12 protein-coding genes are annotated in these 15,491 nt (G+C 72.0%); 2 read left to right on the forward strand and 10 right to left on the reverse strand.

Features of this window, described 5'->3' with window-relative positions; all coding sequences use genetic code 11:
- Positions 1-455: 455 nt before the first annotated feature.
- The 6 genes from tyrS to ACYVM4_RS09290 form a co-directional block, all read right to left on the reverse strand.
- Positions 456-1,766 (reverse strand): tyrosine--tRNA ligase, encoded by a 1,311-nt coding sequence (tyrS, locus tag ACYVM4_RS09265; RefSeq protein WP_460668335.1) that lies wholly within the window; start codon positions 1,764-1,766, stop codon positions 456-458.
- A gap of 67 nt (positions 1,767-1,833) precedes the next feature.
- Positions 1,834-4,092: a HelD family protein gene (locus tag ACYVM4_RS09270; RefSeq protein WP_460668336.1), complete on the reverse strand. Its 2,259-nt coding sequence runs from the start codon at positions 4,090-4,092 to the stop codon at positions 1,834-1,836.
- Positions 4,093-4,211: 119 nt separating this feature from the next.
- Positions 4,212-4,718, reverse strand: coding sequence for an adenine phosphoribosyltransferase (locus ACYVM4_RS09275; protein WP_197412660.1), 507 nt, complete (start codon positions 4,716-4,718; stop codon positions 4,212-4,214).
- 54 nt (positions 4,719-4,772) lie between these two features.
- On the reverse strand, positions 4,773-5,456 hold the full coding sequence (locus ACYVM4_RS09280) for a DNA-3-methyladenine glycosylase (RefSeq protein WP_460668337.1): 684 nt from the start codon (positions 5,454-5,456) through the stop codon (positions 4,773-4,775).
- Positions 5,453-6,901 carry an argininosuccinate lyase gene (argH, locus tag ACYVM4_RS09285; RefSeq protein WP_460668338.1) on the reverse strand — a complete coding sequence of 483 codons (1,449 nt, stop codon included), beginning with the start codon at positions 6,899-6,901 and terminating at the stop codon, positions 5,453-5,455. Before argH ends, ACYVM4_RS09280 begins: the two co-directional genes overlap by 4 nt.
- 123 nt (positions 6,902-7,024) lie before the next feature.
- The gene (locus tag ACYVM4_RS09290; RefSeq protein WP_460668339.1) at positions 7,025-8,236 is read right to left on the reverse strand and encodes an argininosuccinate synthase; all 1,212 of its coding nucleotides are present in this window, start codon (positions 8,234-8,236) and stop codon (positions 7,025-7,027) included.
- Between the two features lie 353 nt (positions 8,237-8,589).
- Here ACYVM4_RS09290 and ACYVM4_RS09295 point away from each other — a divergent pair, with 353 nt between their 5' ends.
- A complete protein-coding gene (locus ACYVM4_RS09295) occupies positions 8,590-10,266 on the forward strand; it encodes a catalase (RefSeq protein ID WP_368820591.1) in 1,677 nt (558 codons plus the stop codon).
- Positions 10,267-10,395: 129 nt separating this feature from the next.
- On the opposite strand, the gene ACYVM4_RS09300 is transcribed toward ACYVM4_RS09295, so the two are convergent.
- Positions 10,396-11,916, reverse strand: a complete 1,521-nt coding sequence (locus ACYVM4_RS09300; protein WP_460668340.1) for a long-chain-fatty-acid--CoA ligase — start codon at positions 11,914-11,916, stop codon at positions 10,396-10,398.
- Positions 11,917-12,111: 195 nt separating this feature from the next.
- On the opposite strand from ACYVM4_RS09300, the gene ACYVM4_RS09305 reads away from it, so the two are divergent.
- The gene (locus ACYVM4_RS09305; RefSeq protein WP_460668341.1) at positions 12,112-12,555 is read left to right on the forward strand and encodes an ankyrin repeat domain-containing protein; all 444 of its coding nucleotides are present in this window, start codon (positions 12,112-12,114) and stop codon (positions 12,553-12,555) included.
- 33 nt (positions 12,556-12,588) lie between these two features.
- On the opposite strand, the gene ACYVM4_RS09310 is transcribed toward ACYVM4_RS09305, so the two are convergent.
- From ACYVM4_RS09310 to argF, 3 genes are all read right to left on the reverse strand, one after another.
- Positions 12,589-13,917 carry an AMP-binding protein gene (locus tag ACYVM4_RS09310; RefSeq protein WP_460668342.1) on the reverse strand — a complete coding sequence of 443 codons (1,329 nt, stop codon included), beginning with the start codon at positions 13,915-13,917 and terminating at the stop codon, positions 12,589-12,591.
- A gap of 108 nt (positions 13,918-14,025) precedes the next feature.
- Positions 14,026-14,520, reverse strand: a complete 495-nt coding sequence (locus ACYVM4_RS09315) for an arginine repressor (RefSeq protein WP_460668343.1) — start codon at positions 14,518-14,520, stop codon at positions 14,026-14,028.
- Entirely contained in the window at positions 14,517-15,485 is a 969-nt protein-coding gene (argF, locus tag ACYVM4_RS09320; protein WP_460668344.1) for an ornithine carbamoyltransferase, read from the reverse strand. Before argF ends, ACYVM4_RS09315 begins: the two co-directional genes overlap by 4 nt.
- Between the last annotated feature and the right edge of the window lie 6 nt (positions 15,486-15,491).

A 15,491-nucleotide genomic window follows, 5' to 3' on the forward strand; every position in this document is an offset into this window, starting at 1 on the left:
ACGAAAACATCGAACCCCGGCTGAAAATGCTGCCACCACCCCACGGAGGCGAGGCGACGACAACCAATCAACCGAATAAAACATCCGGTATCAACAAACATGGCACACTATTGAGTTCTCAAACAACAGACCAGCAACCAGGCACCACACCCGGAAACCGTGTTGGAAATTTTCAGTGCCCTCTGCGTCGGAACTTCGTTCCCCGCCTCAGGCAGCTCGACCATCCTACGCAGTCCGTTCTCGGCGTGTCAACTTGCGTTGTCCCGAGTCCGGACCGATCTGAACGGTCGCTCCCGCATGAACTAGGCAGCACCTGTCGGTCCTGCTGCTCTTTGCGGTGTTGTCGTCCGCCGGCCTCTCGGCCCTGCCTGACGACTCGATGAACACTACACCCCCGCCCAGGGGCCTGCAAGCCAGGTTCCCGGACGGGGGTGGTGGGCGGATCGACCCTCGGATCAGGCCTCCACGGTCACGGCGGCGAGGTGCTTCTTGCCCCGGCGCAGCAGCGCCCACCGACCGTGCAGGAGCTGGTCGGGGCCGAGCTCTGCGTCCTCGCCGACAACCTTCTCGTTGTTGACGTAGGCACCGCCCTCCTTGAGGGTCCGGCGCGCGGCGGACTTCGACTCGGACAGCCCGGTGGCCACGAGGAGGTCGGCGACCTGCAGCGGGCCGGAGGCCACGCTGGCGCCGGGCAGCTCGCGGGCCACCGAGTCCAGGGTCTGCTCGTCGAGCTCCGTGAGCTCGCCCCGACCGAAGACGGCGGCCGAGGCCGCGATCGCCTTCTCGGTCGCCTCGATCCCGTGCACCAGAGAGTTGACCTCCCAGGCGAGCACCTTCTGGGCCTGCCTCTTGTAGGGCTCCTCCTCGACCGAGCGCGCCAGCTCCTCGATCTCGTCGCGGGTGAGGAAGGTGAAGACCTTGAGCCGGTCGACCACGTCCGCGTCGGCCGTGTTGAGCCAGAACTGGTAGAAGGCGTACGGCGAGGTGAGCTCCGGGTCCAGCCACACGGCGTTGCCCTCGGACTTGCCGAACTTCGTGCCGTCCGAGTTGGTGATCAGCGGGGTGCCCACGGCGTGCACGGACACCCCCTCGACCTTGCGGATCAGGTCGGTTCCGGAGGTCAGGTTCCCCCACTGGTCCGAGCCGCCGGTCTGCAGGGTGCACCCGTGGTCGCGGTAGAGGTTCAGGTAGTCCAGGCCCTGCAGGATCTGGTAGCTGAACTCGGTGTAGGAGATCCCCTCCTCCGAGTTCAGCCGCTTGGCCACGATGTCCTTCTTGATCATCGTGCCGACGCGGAAGTGCTTGCCGATGTCGCGCAGGAAGTCGATGGCCGACAACTGGGAGGTCCAGTCCAGGTTGTTGACCATGACGGCCCGGTTCTCGCCCTCGAAGGAGAGGAACCGCTCGACCTGGGCGCGCAGCAGCCCGACCCACTGCGCGACGGTCTCCCGGGAGTTCAGGACCCGCTCGGAGGTCTGCCGGGGGTCCCCGATCAGACCGGTGGACCCGCCCACGAGCCCGATCGGGTGGTGACCGGCGAGCTGGAGCCGGCGCATGAGCAGCAGCTGCACCAGGTGCCCGAGGTGCAGGGACGCCGCCGTGGGGTCGAACCCGCAGTAGTAGGTGACCTTCTCCTCCGCGAGCGACCTCTCGAGGGCCGCCTCGTCGGTCGACACGTGCACGAGGCCGCGCCACTGCAGCTCCTGCCACACGGTGGCGAAGGACGGATCGTTGTGCTGGGAGTCCAGGTCTATTGCGTTCGACACGGATTCCAAGGTACCAGGACGCGGAGGGGTTCCTCCTCCGCGTCCCGGTGCCTCCGGTGCCCCGGTCTCAGAACCGGTCGAGGCCCGTCGGAAGCGGCCGGGCCGCGACGACGCGCAACCGCTGGGTGGGCCGGGTCATGGCCACGTAGAGGTTGCCCACCCCGCCGCCGACCTCCTCGACGAGCGCCTGCGGTTCGACGACCACCACCGAGTCGAACTCCAGACCCTTGGCGTCCCACGCGGAGAGCACCACGACCTGCCGGTCCAGCCGGCGGACTCCCGCGCCCACGAGCCCGGGCAGGGCTCGGGCGAGCGCCGTGCCGATCTCCTGCACGCGGTCCTCGGGCACGATCACGGCCACGAGCCCGCCGTTGACGAGCTCGAGCTCGGTGCGCACCTGGTCGAGGACGCCCTCGACCACGTCCTCGGCGGCCACGCGCTGCACGATCGGCGGCTCGCCCTCGCGGACGGCCCGCGGGGCGGAGATGTCCAGGCCGGCGGCCCGGGCGACGTCGACCGCGGCTTCGGCGATCTCGGCGGGGGTGCGGTAGTTGACCGTGAGCTCGTCGAGGACGAACCGCTCCCCCACGAAGGGGTCGAGGGCGTCCTGCCAGCTGCGGGCGGCGGTGGCCGAGCCCGCCTGGGCGATGTCGCCGACCACGGTGAACGACTTCATGGGGCACCGGCGCATGAGCACGCGCCACTGCATCGGCGAGAGCTCCTGGGCCTCGTCGACGACGACGTGCCCGTAGGCCCAGGTGCGGTCCGCGGTCGCGGCCTCCGCGGCGGTCATCCGGTGCTGGGTCACCGCGTTGAAGTCCGTGAGCTGGGCGGCGGTCACGATGCCGTCCGCCCCGACGTCCTCGAGGCTCTGGTGCATGTTCACCAGCGCGTGCTCGGCGTTGTCCGTGGCCTTGCGGTGCTCCCGGTCCGCCTCGGCCCGCCGGCGCACCCCGGCCTCGTCGAGGTCGCCCAGCAGCTCGGCGGCCTCGTCCAGCAGCGGCACGTCCGCCACGGTGAACGGGGCGTCGGCCGGGCGCAGCAGGGCGTCGACCTGCGCGGCGTCCAGGTGCGGGGCGGCGGACTCGAGGTAGTGCCGCTTGCTGAACAGCTGGCCGACGAGGCTCTGGGGCGACATCGGCATCCACGCGAGGTTGAGCGCGATCCGCACGTCCCGGGACTGCCGGATGTCCTCCGCGAGGTAGGAGCGGTCCATGACGTTGCCGCTGGTGGTGTTGAGGTGCTCGCCCAGCTGCTCGGTGAGCTCCCGCAGCGCGATCTTCACGAAGGTGTTGCGCGCCTCGTTGTGCGGCTTCCCGGTGGCGCGGGCCTTGTCCCGGGCGCGCTTGACCGTGCGCGGGGTCAGGGTCACGCGGTGGGTGTCGACGCGCAGGACCTGGTCCGCCGCCGGGACCTTCTGCCGGTCCCGCACGGCGCGGGCGACGACCTCGGCCATGTCGAGGCCGGACTTGAGCCGGGCCGTCTGCGGATCGCGTTCGGGGACCGCCACCACGCCCGGGAACAGCTCAGACAGGGACGACATCACCACGCCGGTCTCCCCGAGCGCCGGCAGCACCCGCTCGATGTACCACATGAACGACGACGACGGACCGACGATCAGCACCCCGGCCTTGCGCAGCCGTTCCCGGTGCTCGTAGAGCAGGTACGCCGCCCGGTGCAGCGCCACGGCGGTCTTGCCGGTGCCGGGCCCGCCCTGCACCACGCGCACGCCCGGCAGCGGGGCGCGGATGATCTTGTCCTGCTCGGCCTGGATGGTCGCCACGATGTCCGACATCCGCCCGGTGCGCTTCTGGTTCAGGGCCGCGAGCAGGGCGCCCTCCCCGTGGAGCACGCCCTCGTCCTCGAGCATGTCCGGGTCCAGGACGTCGTCCTCGAGGGCGGCGACGTCGCGGCCCTCGAGGATGAGGTGGCGGCGGCGCCGGATGCCCATGGGGTTCTGCGCGGTGGCCTGGTAGAAGGCGGCGGCCTCGCGGGCGCGCCAGTCCACCATCAGCCGCTGGTGGTCCGCGGTGGCCAGGCCGATGCGCCCGACGTAGCGGCGGTCGCCGTCCTGGCCGTCCAGGCGGCCGAAGACGAGCCGGTGGTCGACGGCCTCGAGCTGGGCGAGCCGGTCCTCGTAGTGGGACGCGAACGCGTCCCGCTCCGCGCGGTTCTGGTGGTTGCCGAACGACTCGCTGCGCCGTACGGCCGCGAGCTCCGCGGTCTTCTCGGCCCGGAGCTCGTCGAGCCGGTCGTAGAGCATCGCGACGTACGCGCGCTCGACAGCCAGTTGCTCAGCCGCCATCGTGGCGACGGTCTCTGCCATGGGTGGACACCTCGTTCCGGATCGAACAGACCATCGATTCTACCGGTACGGACCGCGATCCCACGGTCGCGCGGCCGTGCGTTGCGTAACAGGAGCAACGCCCGGGACGACGTGGCAGGTCAGACGCGGTACAGGGCCCGGACACGGTGGCCGCCGAGCTGGCTGCGGCCGCGCAGGTCGGTGAGCTCCATGATCAGCCCGAACCCGGCGACGTGCAGCCCGGCCCGGTGCAGCAGCTGCGCCGTGGCCCCGAGGGTGCCGCCGGTCGCGAGGATGTCGTCGAGCACGAGCACGCGGGCGCCGCGGGGGACGTCGTCGGTGTGGATCTCCAGCACCGCCGAGCCGTACTCCAGGACGTACTCCTCGCGGAAGGTCTCCCGCGGCAGCTTCCCGGCCTTGCGCACCGGGATGAGGCCCACGCCCGTCGCGTAGGCCACGGCCCCGGCCATGAGGAAGCCGCGGGCCTCGATGCCGGCCACGTAGTCGAACTGGCCGCGGAAGGCGTCGGCCAGGGCGTCGACGGTCCGCCGGAAGCCGGCGCCGTCCGCGAACAGGGGCGTCAGGTCGCGGAAGAGGACCCCCGGCTCCGGGTAGTCGGGGATCTTCACGCACAGGCGCTCGATCATCTGCTCAACGGATTCAGTCACGTCGCTCATGCTATCCGCCCGGACCTCGCGGGCTCAGCGGCGCCGGCGCGGGGCGGCCGGGCGGTACGGGGAGACGGAGGGCTCACCGGGGAGCCACCACCGCCAGGGGAACTCGGGGGTCCCGCCGGGCCCGGACACCCCGGTGCGCGGGCCGCGACCGGCGTCCGCGCCGCTCCCCGGTCCGTCCAGCCGCAGGAAGAAGCCCGGTGCCGCGGCGGCCTGCCCCGCGGCGAGCGGGGCGCCGTCGTGGGTCAGGTCGAGGCCCAGGGCCTTGGCGAGGTTGCCCGGTCCCCGGGCCAGCGCGGCGTCGGGCACCGGGCCGGCCCGGCCCGCGGCCCGGCGGGCGCGGGCCAGTTCCACGCCCTCGACGACCTCGCCGGCGCGGAGCAGGCATCCGCCGGCGGTCCCCTCGGGGCGGCAGACCAGGTTCACCGCGTGGTGCATCCCGTACGTGAAGTACACGTAGACGTGGCCCGGCGGTCCGAACATCGAGGCGTTGCGCGCCGTCCGCCCGCGCCACGTGTGCGCCCCGGGGTCCGGCAGGTCGGAGCCGTCCGGCCCGCCGTAGGCCTCGACCTCCGTGATCCGCAGGACCACGGTGCCCTCACCGGTCCGGTGGCCGAACAGGCCGCCGAGCAGCCGCGGGGCGACCTCGGGAGCCGGCCGGGAGAGCAGCTCGCGCAGCGCCGGCCCGGTGACGGGCCCGCCCCCGCTCATCCGGCGACGACCGGGGCCCGCCGCGAGAACTCTGCGGCCTCGGCCACCTGGCGCTCGAGCTCGCCGATCTGCGCGGCCACGGCCGACGGCGCCGTGCCGCCCTGGGCGCTGCGCGAGGCCAGCGAGCCCGCCACGGTGAGCACCTCGCGCACGCCGGGGGTGAGCCGGTCGGAGATCGCGGCGAAGTCCTCGTCGGAGAGGTCCCACAGCTCGATCCCGCGCTGCTCGCAGACCCGCACCGCGTCCCCGGCGACCTCGTGCGCGTCCCGGAAGGGCACGCCCTGGCGCACGAGCCACTCGGCGACGTCCGTGGCGAGGGCGAAGCCCTGCGGAGCGAGCTCGGCCATGCGCTCCGTGTTGAAGTCGAGGGTGGCGATCATCCCCGCGACCGCGGGCAGCAGCACCTCGAGCTGGTCGATCGCGTCGAAGACGGGCTCCTTGTCCTCCTGGAGGTCCCGGTTGTAGGCCAGCGGCAGGCCCTTGAGGGTGGCCAGCAGCCCGGTGAGGTCGCCGATCAGCCGGCCGGCCTTGCCGCGGGCGAGCTCGGCGATGTCCGGGTTCTTCTTCTGCGGCATGATCGAGGACCCGGTGGAGAAGGCGTCGTCGAGGGTGACGAACGAGAACTCCTTGGTGGCCCACGTCGTGATCTCCTCGGAGATCCGGGACATGTCCACGGCGATCATCGCGGTCACCCAGGAGAACTCGGCGTAGACGTCCCGGGCCGCGGTGCCGTCGATGGAGTTGTGCACGGCGGAGTCGAAGCCCAGCTCGGCGGCGACGGCGGCGGGGTCCAGGCCGAGCGAGGACCCGGCGAGCGCCCCCGAGCCGTACGGGGAGACCGCCGCGCGGGCGTCCCAGTCGACGAGGCGCTGGACGTCCCGCAGCATCGCCCAGGCGTGGGCGAGCAGGTGGTGGGACAGCAGCACCGGCTGGGCGTGCTGGAGGTGGGTGCGCCCGGGCATCGGGGCCTCCGGGTGGGCCTTCGCCTGCTCCAGGAGGGCCCGCACGACGTCGAGCACGTTGCGGGCGATGATCGCGGCGTGGTCGCGCAGGTACATCCGCCCGAGGGTCGCGATCTGGTCGTTGCGGGACCGTCCGGCGCGGAGCTTGCCGCCGAGCTCGGGTCCGGCCCGCTCGATGAGGCCCTTCTCGAGGGAGCCGTGGACGTCCTCGTCCGAGGGCGCGGGGGCGTAGGCGCCGGAGCGCACGTCGGCCTCGAGCCGGTCGAGGGCCGTGATCATGCCCTCCAGCTCGTCGGCGCTCAGCAGTCCCGCCGCGTGCAGCACCCGGGCGTGCGCGCGGGAGCCCGCGATGTCGTAGGGGGCCAGCCGCCAGTCGAAGTCCGTCGACTTGCTGAGGGCCGCGAGGGCGTCGGCCGGTCTCCCGGCGAAGCGCCCGCCCCAGAGCGCGCCCTCGTTGGTCCCGTGCTTGTCCTGCTGCGCCATGTCTCTCCTCGTGGGGTCCGTCGGGGTCGGTCGGCCGGGCGTGGGCGGAGGGCCCCACCGCCGGGATGGGGCCCTCCGCCGTCGTGCCCGTTCCTGCTGCGGACGAGCCTACGTGCTCCGGGGCTAGTTGCCCCCGGCCGCGAGCCGCTGCTCGCGGGACGCCGCGACCTTCGAGGACATGCCGAACAGCTCGATGAACCCGCGGGCCTGGGACTGGTCGAACTCGTCGCCCTCGTCGTAGGTGGCGAGGTTGAAGTCGTACAGGGAGGTGTTCGAGCGGCGGCCGGTGACCGTGGCCTGTCCGGCGTGCAGGGTCATCCGGATGTCGCCGTCCACGTACTTCTGGGTGTCCTGGATGAACGCGTCGAGGGACTGCTTGAGCGGGGAGAACCACTGGCCGTCGTAGACGAGCTCGGTCCACCGCTGGGTGGCCATCCGCTTGAAGCGGGCCTGCTCGCGCTCGACCGTCACGTTCTCCAGCTCCCGGTGCGCGGCGATGAGGGCCATGGCGCCGGGGGCCTCGTAGACCTCGCGGGACTTGATGCCCACGAGCCGGTCCTCGACGATGTCGATCCGGCCCACGCCCTGGGCCCCGGCGCGCCGGTTCATCTCCTGGATCGCCTGCAGCGGCGTGACGGGCTGGCCGTCGAGGGCCACGGGGATGCCGCCCTTGAAGCTGATCACGACCTCGTCGGCCGGCGGCGGGAACGTGGGGTCGTCCGTGTAGTCGTAGACGTCCTTGGTGGGGGCGTTCCAGATGTCCTCGAGGAACCCGGTCTCCACGGCACGGCCCCACACGTTCTGGTCGATCGAGAAGGGGTTCTTCTTGGTCGTGGCGATCGGCAGGTGGTGCTTCTCGGCGTAGTTGATGGCCTTGTCGCGGGTCAGGGCGAGGTCGCGGACCGGGGCGATGCACTTGAGCTCGGGGCCCAGCGTCTGGATGCCCACCTCGAAGCGGACCTGGTCGTTGCCCTTGCCCGTGCAGCCGTGGGCCACGGTGGAGGCGCCGAACCGCTTGGCGGCGGCCACGAGGTGCTTGACGATCACCGGGCGGGACAGCGCGGAGACCACGGGATAGGCGTCCATGTACAGCGCGTTCGCCTGCAGTGCCGGCATGCAGTACTCCGCGGCGAACTCGTCGCGGGCGTCGGCCACGTAGGCCTCGACGGCGCCGCAGTCCAGGGCGCGCTGCCGGATGGTCTCCAGGTCCTCCCCGCCCTGCCCGACGTCGACGGCCACGGCGATGACCTCGGCCCCCGTCGCCTCGCCGATCCAGCCGATGGCCACGGAGGTGTCGAGTCCTCCGGAGTAGGCCAGCACAACACGCTCGGTCACGGTGTTCTCCTTCGTCGGTGGTCCGGGCGCCACGACGTGGCCCCGCCTTCTGTGCATGACTATACACGCTTACTTGTATTTATGCATACCGCGCGGACCACCCCGAGGACGGCTCCGACGCCGCCGCGCACGGCGGTCGACCGGGAGCGCGCCTCCGCAGCAGCACCCCGACCCGCCCCCGACCTGCGCCGGCACGGTGCGCCACTCCTCAATTATGAATAGCTAGCAATAGCACGCCCCTTCCGACATACTGGGGCCGGGTGTGATCCGTACCGAACGACCACACCCGGAACGGCGGGGGCCACGCGTCCCGGCCGTCCTGCACACCCGGTCCCTATCCCGAGAGGAACCCCATGACGAACGTTCCCGAACAGACCCTCACCACGCGCCAGGGCCACCCGGTCTACGACAACCAGAACACCCGCACCATCGGCTCGCGCGGCCCCGCGACCCTCGAGAACTACGCGTTCCTCGAGAAGATGAGCCACTTCGACCGCGAGCGCATCCCCGAGCGCGTGGTCCACGCCCGCGGCACCACCGCGTTCGGCTACTTCGAGGCCTACGGCGCGTACGGCGACGAGCCCATCGCCAAGTACACCCGCGCCAAGCTCTTCCAGGAGGCCGGCAAGCGCACCGACGTCGCCCTGCGCTTCTCCACCGTGGCCGGCGGCCGCGACTCCTCCGAGGTCGCCCGCGACCCGCGCGGCTTCGCCGTGAAGTTCTACACCGAGGACGGCAACTGGGACCTCGTCGGCAACAACCTCGGCGTCTTCTTCATCCGTGACGCCATCAAGTTCCCGGACTTCATCCACTCCCAGAAGCCGGACCCCGTGAACTTCGAGGCAGGGGTCGCCAACCGCGCCTTCGACTTCTGGAGCCAGTCGCCCGAGGCGATGCACATGATCACGATCCTGTTCTCCCCGCGCGGGATCCCGGCGGACTACCGCCACCAGCAGGGCTTCGGCGTGAACACCTACAAGTGGGTCAACACGGCCGGTGAGTCCGTGCTCGTGAAGTACCACTGGATCCCGAAGCAGGGCGTGAAGTCACTGACCTCCGAGGACGCGGCGAACATCCAGGCCCAGACCCTGGGCTCGCACACCAAGGACCTCTACGACGCGATCGAGGCCGGCGACTACCCCGAGTGGGAGCTGCAGGTCCAGGTCATGGAGGACCACGACCACCCCGAGCTGGACTTCGACCCGCTGGACGACACCAAGGTGTGGCCGGAGGAGCTGTTCCCGCCGAAGCCGGTCGGGCGCATGGTGCTGAACCGCAACCCGGAGAACTTCTTCGCGGAGAACGAGCAGATCGCCTTCGGCACCGGCGTGCTGGTGGACGGCCTGGAGTTCTCCGACGACAAGATGCTCGTGGGCCGCACCTTTTCCTACTCGGACACCCAGCGCTACCGCGTGGGCCCGAACTACCTGCAGCTGCCGGTCAACGCGCCGAAGGCCAAGGTCGCCACCAACCAGCGCGACGGCCAAATGGCGTACCACGTGGACCACGCCCCGGGCCAGAACCCGCACGTGAACTACGAGCCGTCCATCACCGGCGGCGTGCAGGAGACCCCGAAGGACGAGGGCTTCCACTCGTCGGTCGGCCCCGAGATCAACGGCCGCCTCACCCAGGCGCGGATCGAGCGGACCAACGACTACAAGCAGGCCGGCGAGCGCTTCCAGCTCCAGGAGGACTGGGAGAAGGAGGAGCTGATCGCCAACCTGGTCGGCGCCCTGTCCCAGTGTGACCGCCCGATCCAGGAGCGCATGGTCTGGCACTTCTTCATGGTCGACGACGAGATGGGCCGCCGCGTGGGCGACGGCATCGGCGTCTCCCTCGAGGACGTGCGCGACCTGGGACCGCTGCCCACCCAGCGCCTGTCCGAGGAGGAGCTGCAGCGCGTGGCCAACCTCGGCAACAACGGCCCGCGGGACGTGGAGGGTCTCACCATGACCCACTGCGTGCCCAACGAGCACGTGGCCGTGGAGCGCGAGCCCCAGCAGGCGAGCCCCGCGATGATGTCCAACTGACAGCAGCTCCCGGGGGCCCGCACGGGCCCCCGGGAGCCCGTGCGGGCCCGGCACCTCACTGGCCGGCACGACGGCGAAGGGCCGGCCGCGATCCGCGGCCGGCCCTTCGCGCGTGCTGGGCGTCCGGGCTCAGCCGCGGCGCCCGGCGCCCTCGAGGTCGAGCGAGCGCTTGAGGATCTTGCCGGTCGGGCCCTTCGGCAGCTCGTCGACCACCTTGTAGTAGCGCGGGTGCTTGTACCTGGCCACGCGCTCGCGGACGAAGGCGTCCAGCTCCTCGACCTTCGCGTCCTGCTCCGCCTCGGGCACGTCGCGGAAGGCGACGACGGCGGCGACCTCCTCGCCCATCGCCTCGTCCGGCACTCCGACCACCGCGGCCTCGGCGATGCCGGGGAACTGGTAGATCACTTCCTCGACCTCGCGGGGGTAGACGTTGTAGCCGCCGCGCAGGACCATGTCCTTCTTGCGGTCCACGATGTAGTAGAAGCCGTCCTCGTCCACCCGGGCGAGATCCCCCGTGGAGAACCAGCCGTCGCGGATCGCGGCCTCGGTGGCCTCGGGGTTGCGCCAGTAGCCGGCCATCACGTACTCCCCGGCCACGACGAGCTCGCCGACCTCCCCGACGGGGACCTCCTCGCCGAGGTCGTCCACGACCTTCAGCTGCGCGCCCCGCACCACGGTGCCGATCGACCCCGGCCGGCGCCCCCGGTCCTTCTGGTTGAAGCACACCACCGGGGAGGTCTCGGACAGGCCGTAGCCCTCGTAGATCGGCGCGCCGAACACCTTCTCGAAGCGCTCCAGGACCTCGACCGGCAGCGGGGACCCGCCCGAGACCCCGGCCCGCAGGTGCGGCAGCTCGACCGGGCCCCCGTCCGCCGCGGCGAGCAGCGCGACGTACATGCTCGGCACCCCGGCGAACACCGTGACCTCGTCCCGCACCAGGATCTCCAGGGCCTTGGCGGGGTCGAAGCGCGGCAGCAGCGTGACGGTCGCCCCCGCCTGGACGACGCCGTTGAGCGCGACGGTCTGGCCGAACACGTGGAAGAACGGCAGGGCCCCGAACATGACGTCCCCGGGTGCCAGGTCGAAGAGGCTCGCGGTCAGCTCCGCGTTGGTCCGCAGGTTGTGGTGCGTCAGGACGGCACCCTTGGGCCGGCCCGTGGTCCCGGAGGTGTAGAGCAGCACGGCGGGCTCGTCGTCGTCGCGGTCCGCGACGTCGGGCCGCGGCGGGACCTCCCCGAGGGCCTGCAGCGTCCCGGCGGCCGAGACCTCGACCACCCGGACGTCCCGGTCCAGTTCCGTGACCGCGGCGCGGGTGGCCTCGGCCATGGCCTCCCAGACGAGCACCAGTGACACCTCGGCGTTCTCGAAGTGGTACGCCAGCTCGCGGGGGCTGAGGAGGGGGTTGAGGGGCACGACCACGCCGCCCGTGCGCAGGATCCCGTAGTAGGCGATCGGCATGTGGGTGACGTTCGGCAGGATCATGGCCACCCGGTCCCCCGGTCCGACGCCGGTGGCGGCGAGCATCGACGCGACCCGCGCGGACAGGTCGTCGAGGGCGCCGTAGGTCAGGACCTTGTCGTCGAGGACCACGGCCCGGGACTCCGGCGAGGCCGCGGCCGTGTCGGTGAGCAGGGTGGCGAGATTGGTCATGGGGGCACTCCGGATCCCCGGTGCACGGGCACCGGCGCGAGGAACGGGCAGGGGTGAGCTGTGTCACACGAGCGTGCCAGTCGGTTACTGCAACGTCAAGACCCGGGTACTTCCGGAGCGGCGCGTGTCGCGGCTCCCGCCCCCCGATAAACTGGCCGGCAGGAGCACCATCCGACCGAGCGCGAAGGACCACCCGTGACCGAGAACCCCCAGCAGCCCGCCGAGCCCCAGGACCGGGCGACCCCCCAGCTGACCGAGGAGGAGATGGCCTACGTGCTCTCCCTGTTCGAGATGGCACGGACGGGGGACACGGAGCACCTCCTACCGGCCGTGCGCGCGGGCGTCCCGGCGAACCTCACCAACAGCAAGGGCGACACCCTGCTGGTCCTCGCGGCCTACCACCAGCGCGAGAAGACCGTCGCGGCGCTGCTCGAGGCCGGGGCGGACCCGGACCGGGTCAACGACAACGGGCAGACGGCCCTGATGAGCGCGGTCTTCCGGGGCAACGAGACGATCGTCCGGACGCTGCTCGAGGCCGGGGCCTCGCAGACGGCCGGCGCCCACTCCGCCCTCGACTTCGCCCGGGTCTTCGAGCGCACGGACCTCGTCCCCGTCCTCGAGGAGTACGCGGCCCGCTGAGTCCGCGGGGCGCGACCCCGGCCTGCCCGCCGCTCAGGCGAGGTGCTCCACCTCGCGCTTGAGGACCTTGCCGGTGGGCCCCTGGGGCAGCGCGTCCACCACCCGGTAGAGCCGCGGACGCTTGTAGGAGGACACGTGCTCGCGCACCCAGGACCGGAGCTCGGGCACCAGGCGCTCTCCGTCCGGGGTGGCCTCGGCCGTCAGCACCACGAACGCCGCGACCTCCTGGCCCTGCACGTCGTCCGGGATCCCGACCACGGCGACCTCGGCGACCGCGGGGTGCTCGTACAGCGCCTCCTCGACCTCCCGGGGGTACACGTTGCAGCCGCCGCGCAGGATCATGTCCTTCTTGCGGTCCACGATGACGACGCAGCCGACGTCGCCGATGCGGGCGAGGTCCCCGGTGCGGAACCAGCCGTCCCGGACCACCTCGGCCGTGGCCTCCGGGTGGCGCCAGTAGCCGGCCATCACGTAGCGACCCGCCACGGCCAGCTCCCCCACCTCCCCCGTGGGGACCTCCGCCTCCGTGTCGTCGAGGACGCGCAGCCGGGCACCGGGGACGGCCGTGCCGAGGGAGCCCGGCCGGACGGGTCCGTCGAGCTGGTTGCAGCTGACCACCGGGGACGTCTCCGACAGCCCGTAGCCCTCGTAGAGGCGGACCGCGAACACGTCCTCGAAGCGCGGGAGCAGGGTCACGGCGGCGCCGGCGGCGACCACCGCGTTGAGCGCCACGGTCTGGCCGAAGACGTGGAAGAAGGGCAGGCCGCCGAAGAACACGTCCTCGGGGACGATCCGGAAGAGGTCCACGACCATCTCGGCGTTGCCGAGGAGGTTGTCGTGGGTGAGCATCACCCCCTTGGGCCGTCCCGTGGTGCCGGACGTGTAGAGCCGCACCGCCATGTCCTGCGCCGCGCGCTGCTCGAGCCCGGGCAGCGGCTCCACGCCCGCGAGCTGCTGGAGGGTGCCGGCGGCCGACAGCTCGACCACGGGCACCTCGAGGCCCAGCCGCTCGAGCGCCTCGCGGCAGGCCCCGGCCATGGTCTCCCACACCACCACCGCGGAGACCTCGGCGTCCTGGAAGTGGTGCGCGAGCTCGCGGGGCGTCAGCAGCGGGTTGAGCGGGACCACGACGGACCCGGCCCGCAGGATGCCGTAGTAGGCGATCGGCATGTGCGGGACGTTCGGCGCGATGAGCGCGACCCGGTCGCCGGGACGGACGCCGGCGCTCCGCAGCAGGGTTCCGGCCCGCGCCGAGAGGTTGTCGAGCTCGGCGTAGCCGAGGACGGTGTCGTCGAGCACCACGGTGGGGCGCCGGGGGTGCCGGGCGGCCGTGTCGACGAGCAGGGACGCCAGGTTCGGCATGAAGGTGCTCCTACCGGGGCGGACCGTGTGGGGAACATTGCACCACACCGCCTCCCGGCGGCCGGCCGTGCCCGGCCCGGGGTCAGGCCGCGGGCCCGGGCCCGGTCCTCACTCGGCGAGCTCCAGGAGGCGGCGGGCCACGGCGTGGCCGCCGTCGACCTCCCGGCACACGACCATGATCGTGTCGTCGCCGGCGATGGTGCCGAGGACGGCGGGGAGCACCGACGTGTCGATGGCCGACGCGAAGTACTGGGCGGCCCCCGGCGGGGTGCGCAGCACCACGAGGTTCGCGCTCGCCTCGGCGGTCACCAGCAGCTCGCGGCACAGGCTGGCCAGGCGCGCGTCGAGCACCTCTTGGGTGATCCCCGAGGCGGGTGAGCGGTCGGCCCCGGCCTGCGGAACGGCGTAGACGAGGGCGCCGGAGCCGTCGCGCACCCGGACCGCTCCGAGCTCCACGAGGTCGCGGGAGAGCGTGGCCTGGGTGACCTGCACGCCGTCCTCGGCCAGCCGGTTGGCCAGCTCGGCCTGGGAGTGGATCGACCCGCCGGTCACGAGGGCCACGATCCGGGCCTGCCGCGCGGTCTTGGTGGCGGGGATGCTCATGCCGGGACGGCGGGGGCGTCGGCGGCGTCCAGGTCGTACCGTCCGGAGCGGGCCATGAGCCACACGAGGAGTGCCTTCTGGGCGTGCAGCCGGTTCTCCGCCTCGTCCCACACGACGGACTGCGGGCCGTCGATGACCTCGGCCGCGACCTCCGAGCCCCGGAACGCGGGCAGGCAGTGCAGGAACAGCGCCCCGGGCGCGGCCCGGGCCATCGCCGCCGCGTCCACGGAGTACTCCCGGAAGACCTGGGCCCGGGCCTCGGTCTCCGCCTCCCGCCCCATGGACACCCAGGTGTCGGTGCAGACCACGTCCGCGCCGGCGAGCGCCTCGGCCGGGTCGGTGGTCACGCGCACAGACCCGCCGGTCTGCTCGGCGCGCTCCTCGGCGGCCCGCACCACCGCCGGGTCCGGGAGGTGGCTCTCCGGGCCGGCGACGCGCACGTGCATGCCGGCGGTGGCCCCGCCCAGCAGGTAGGAGTGGGCCATGTTGTTGGCGGCGTCCCCGAGATAGGCGAAGGTGAGCCCGGCGAGGCTCCCCCGGTGCTCCCGGACCGTGAGCAGGTCCGCGAGGATCTGGCACGGGTGGTAGTCGTCGGAGAGCCCGTTGACGACGGGCACGGTCGAGGCCGCGGCCATCTCCTCCAGGCCGGACTGGGCGTAGGTGCGCCACACGATGGTCGAGACCATGCGGGAGAAGACGCGCGCGGTGTCCGCCACGCTCTCCTTGCCCAGCTGCGACTCCCCCGGGTTGATCATCAGTGGATTGCCGCCGAGGTCGGCGATCCCGGCGGAGAAGGAGACCCGGGTGCGGGTCGACGTCTTGTCGAAGATCACCGCCACGGTCTGCGGCCCCGCGTAGGGCCGGTGGGCCCAGCGGTCGGCCTTGAGGCGGGCGGCGAGCTCGAGCACCTCGGCCTGCTCCTGCTGCGAGAGGTCGGTGTCGACGAGGAAGTGGCGGGGGGTCATGGACGG

The organism is Kocuria himachalensis (assembly GCF_054784195.1).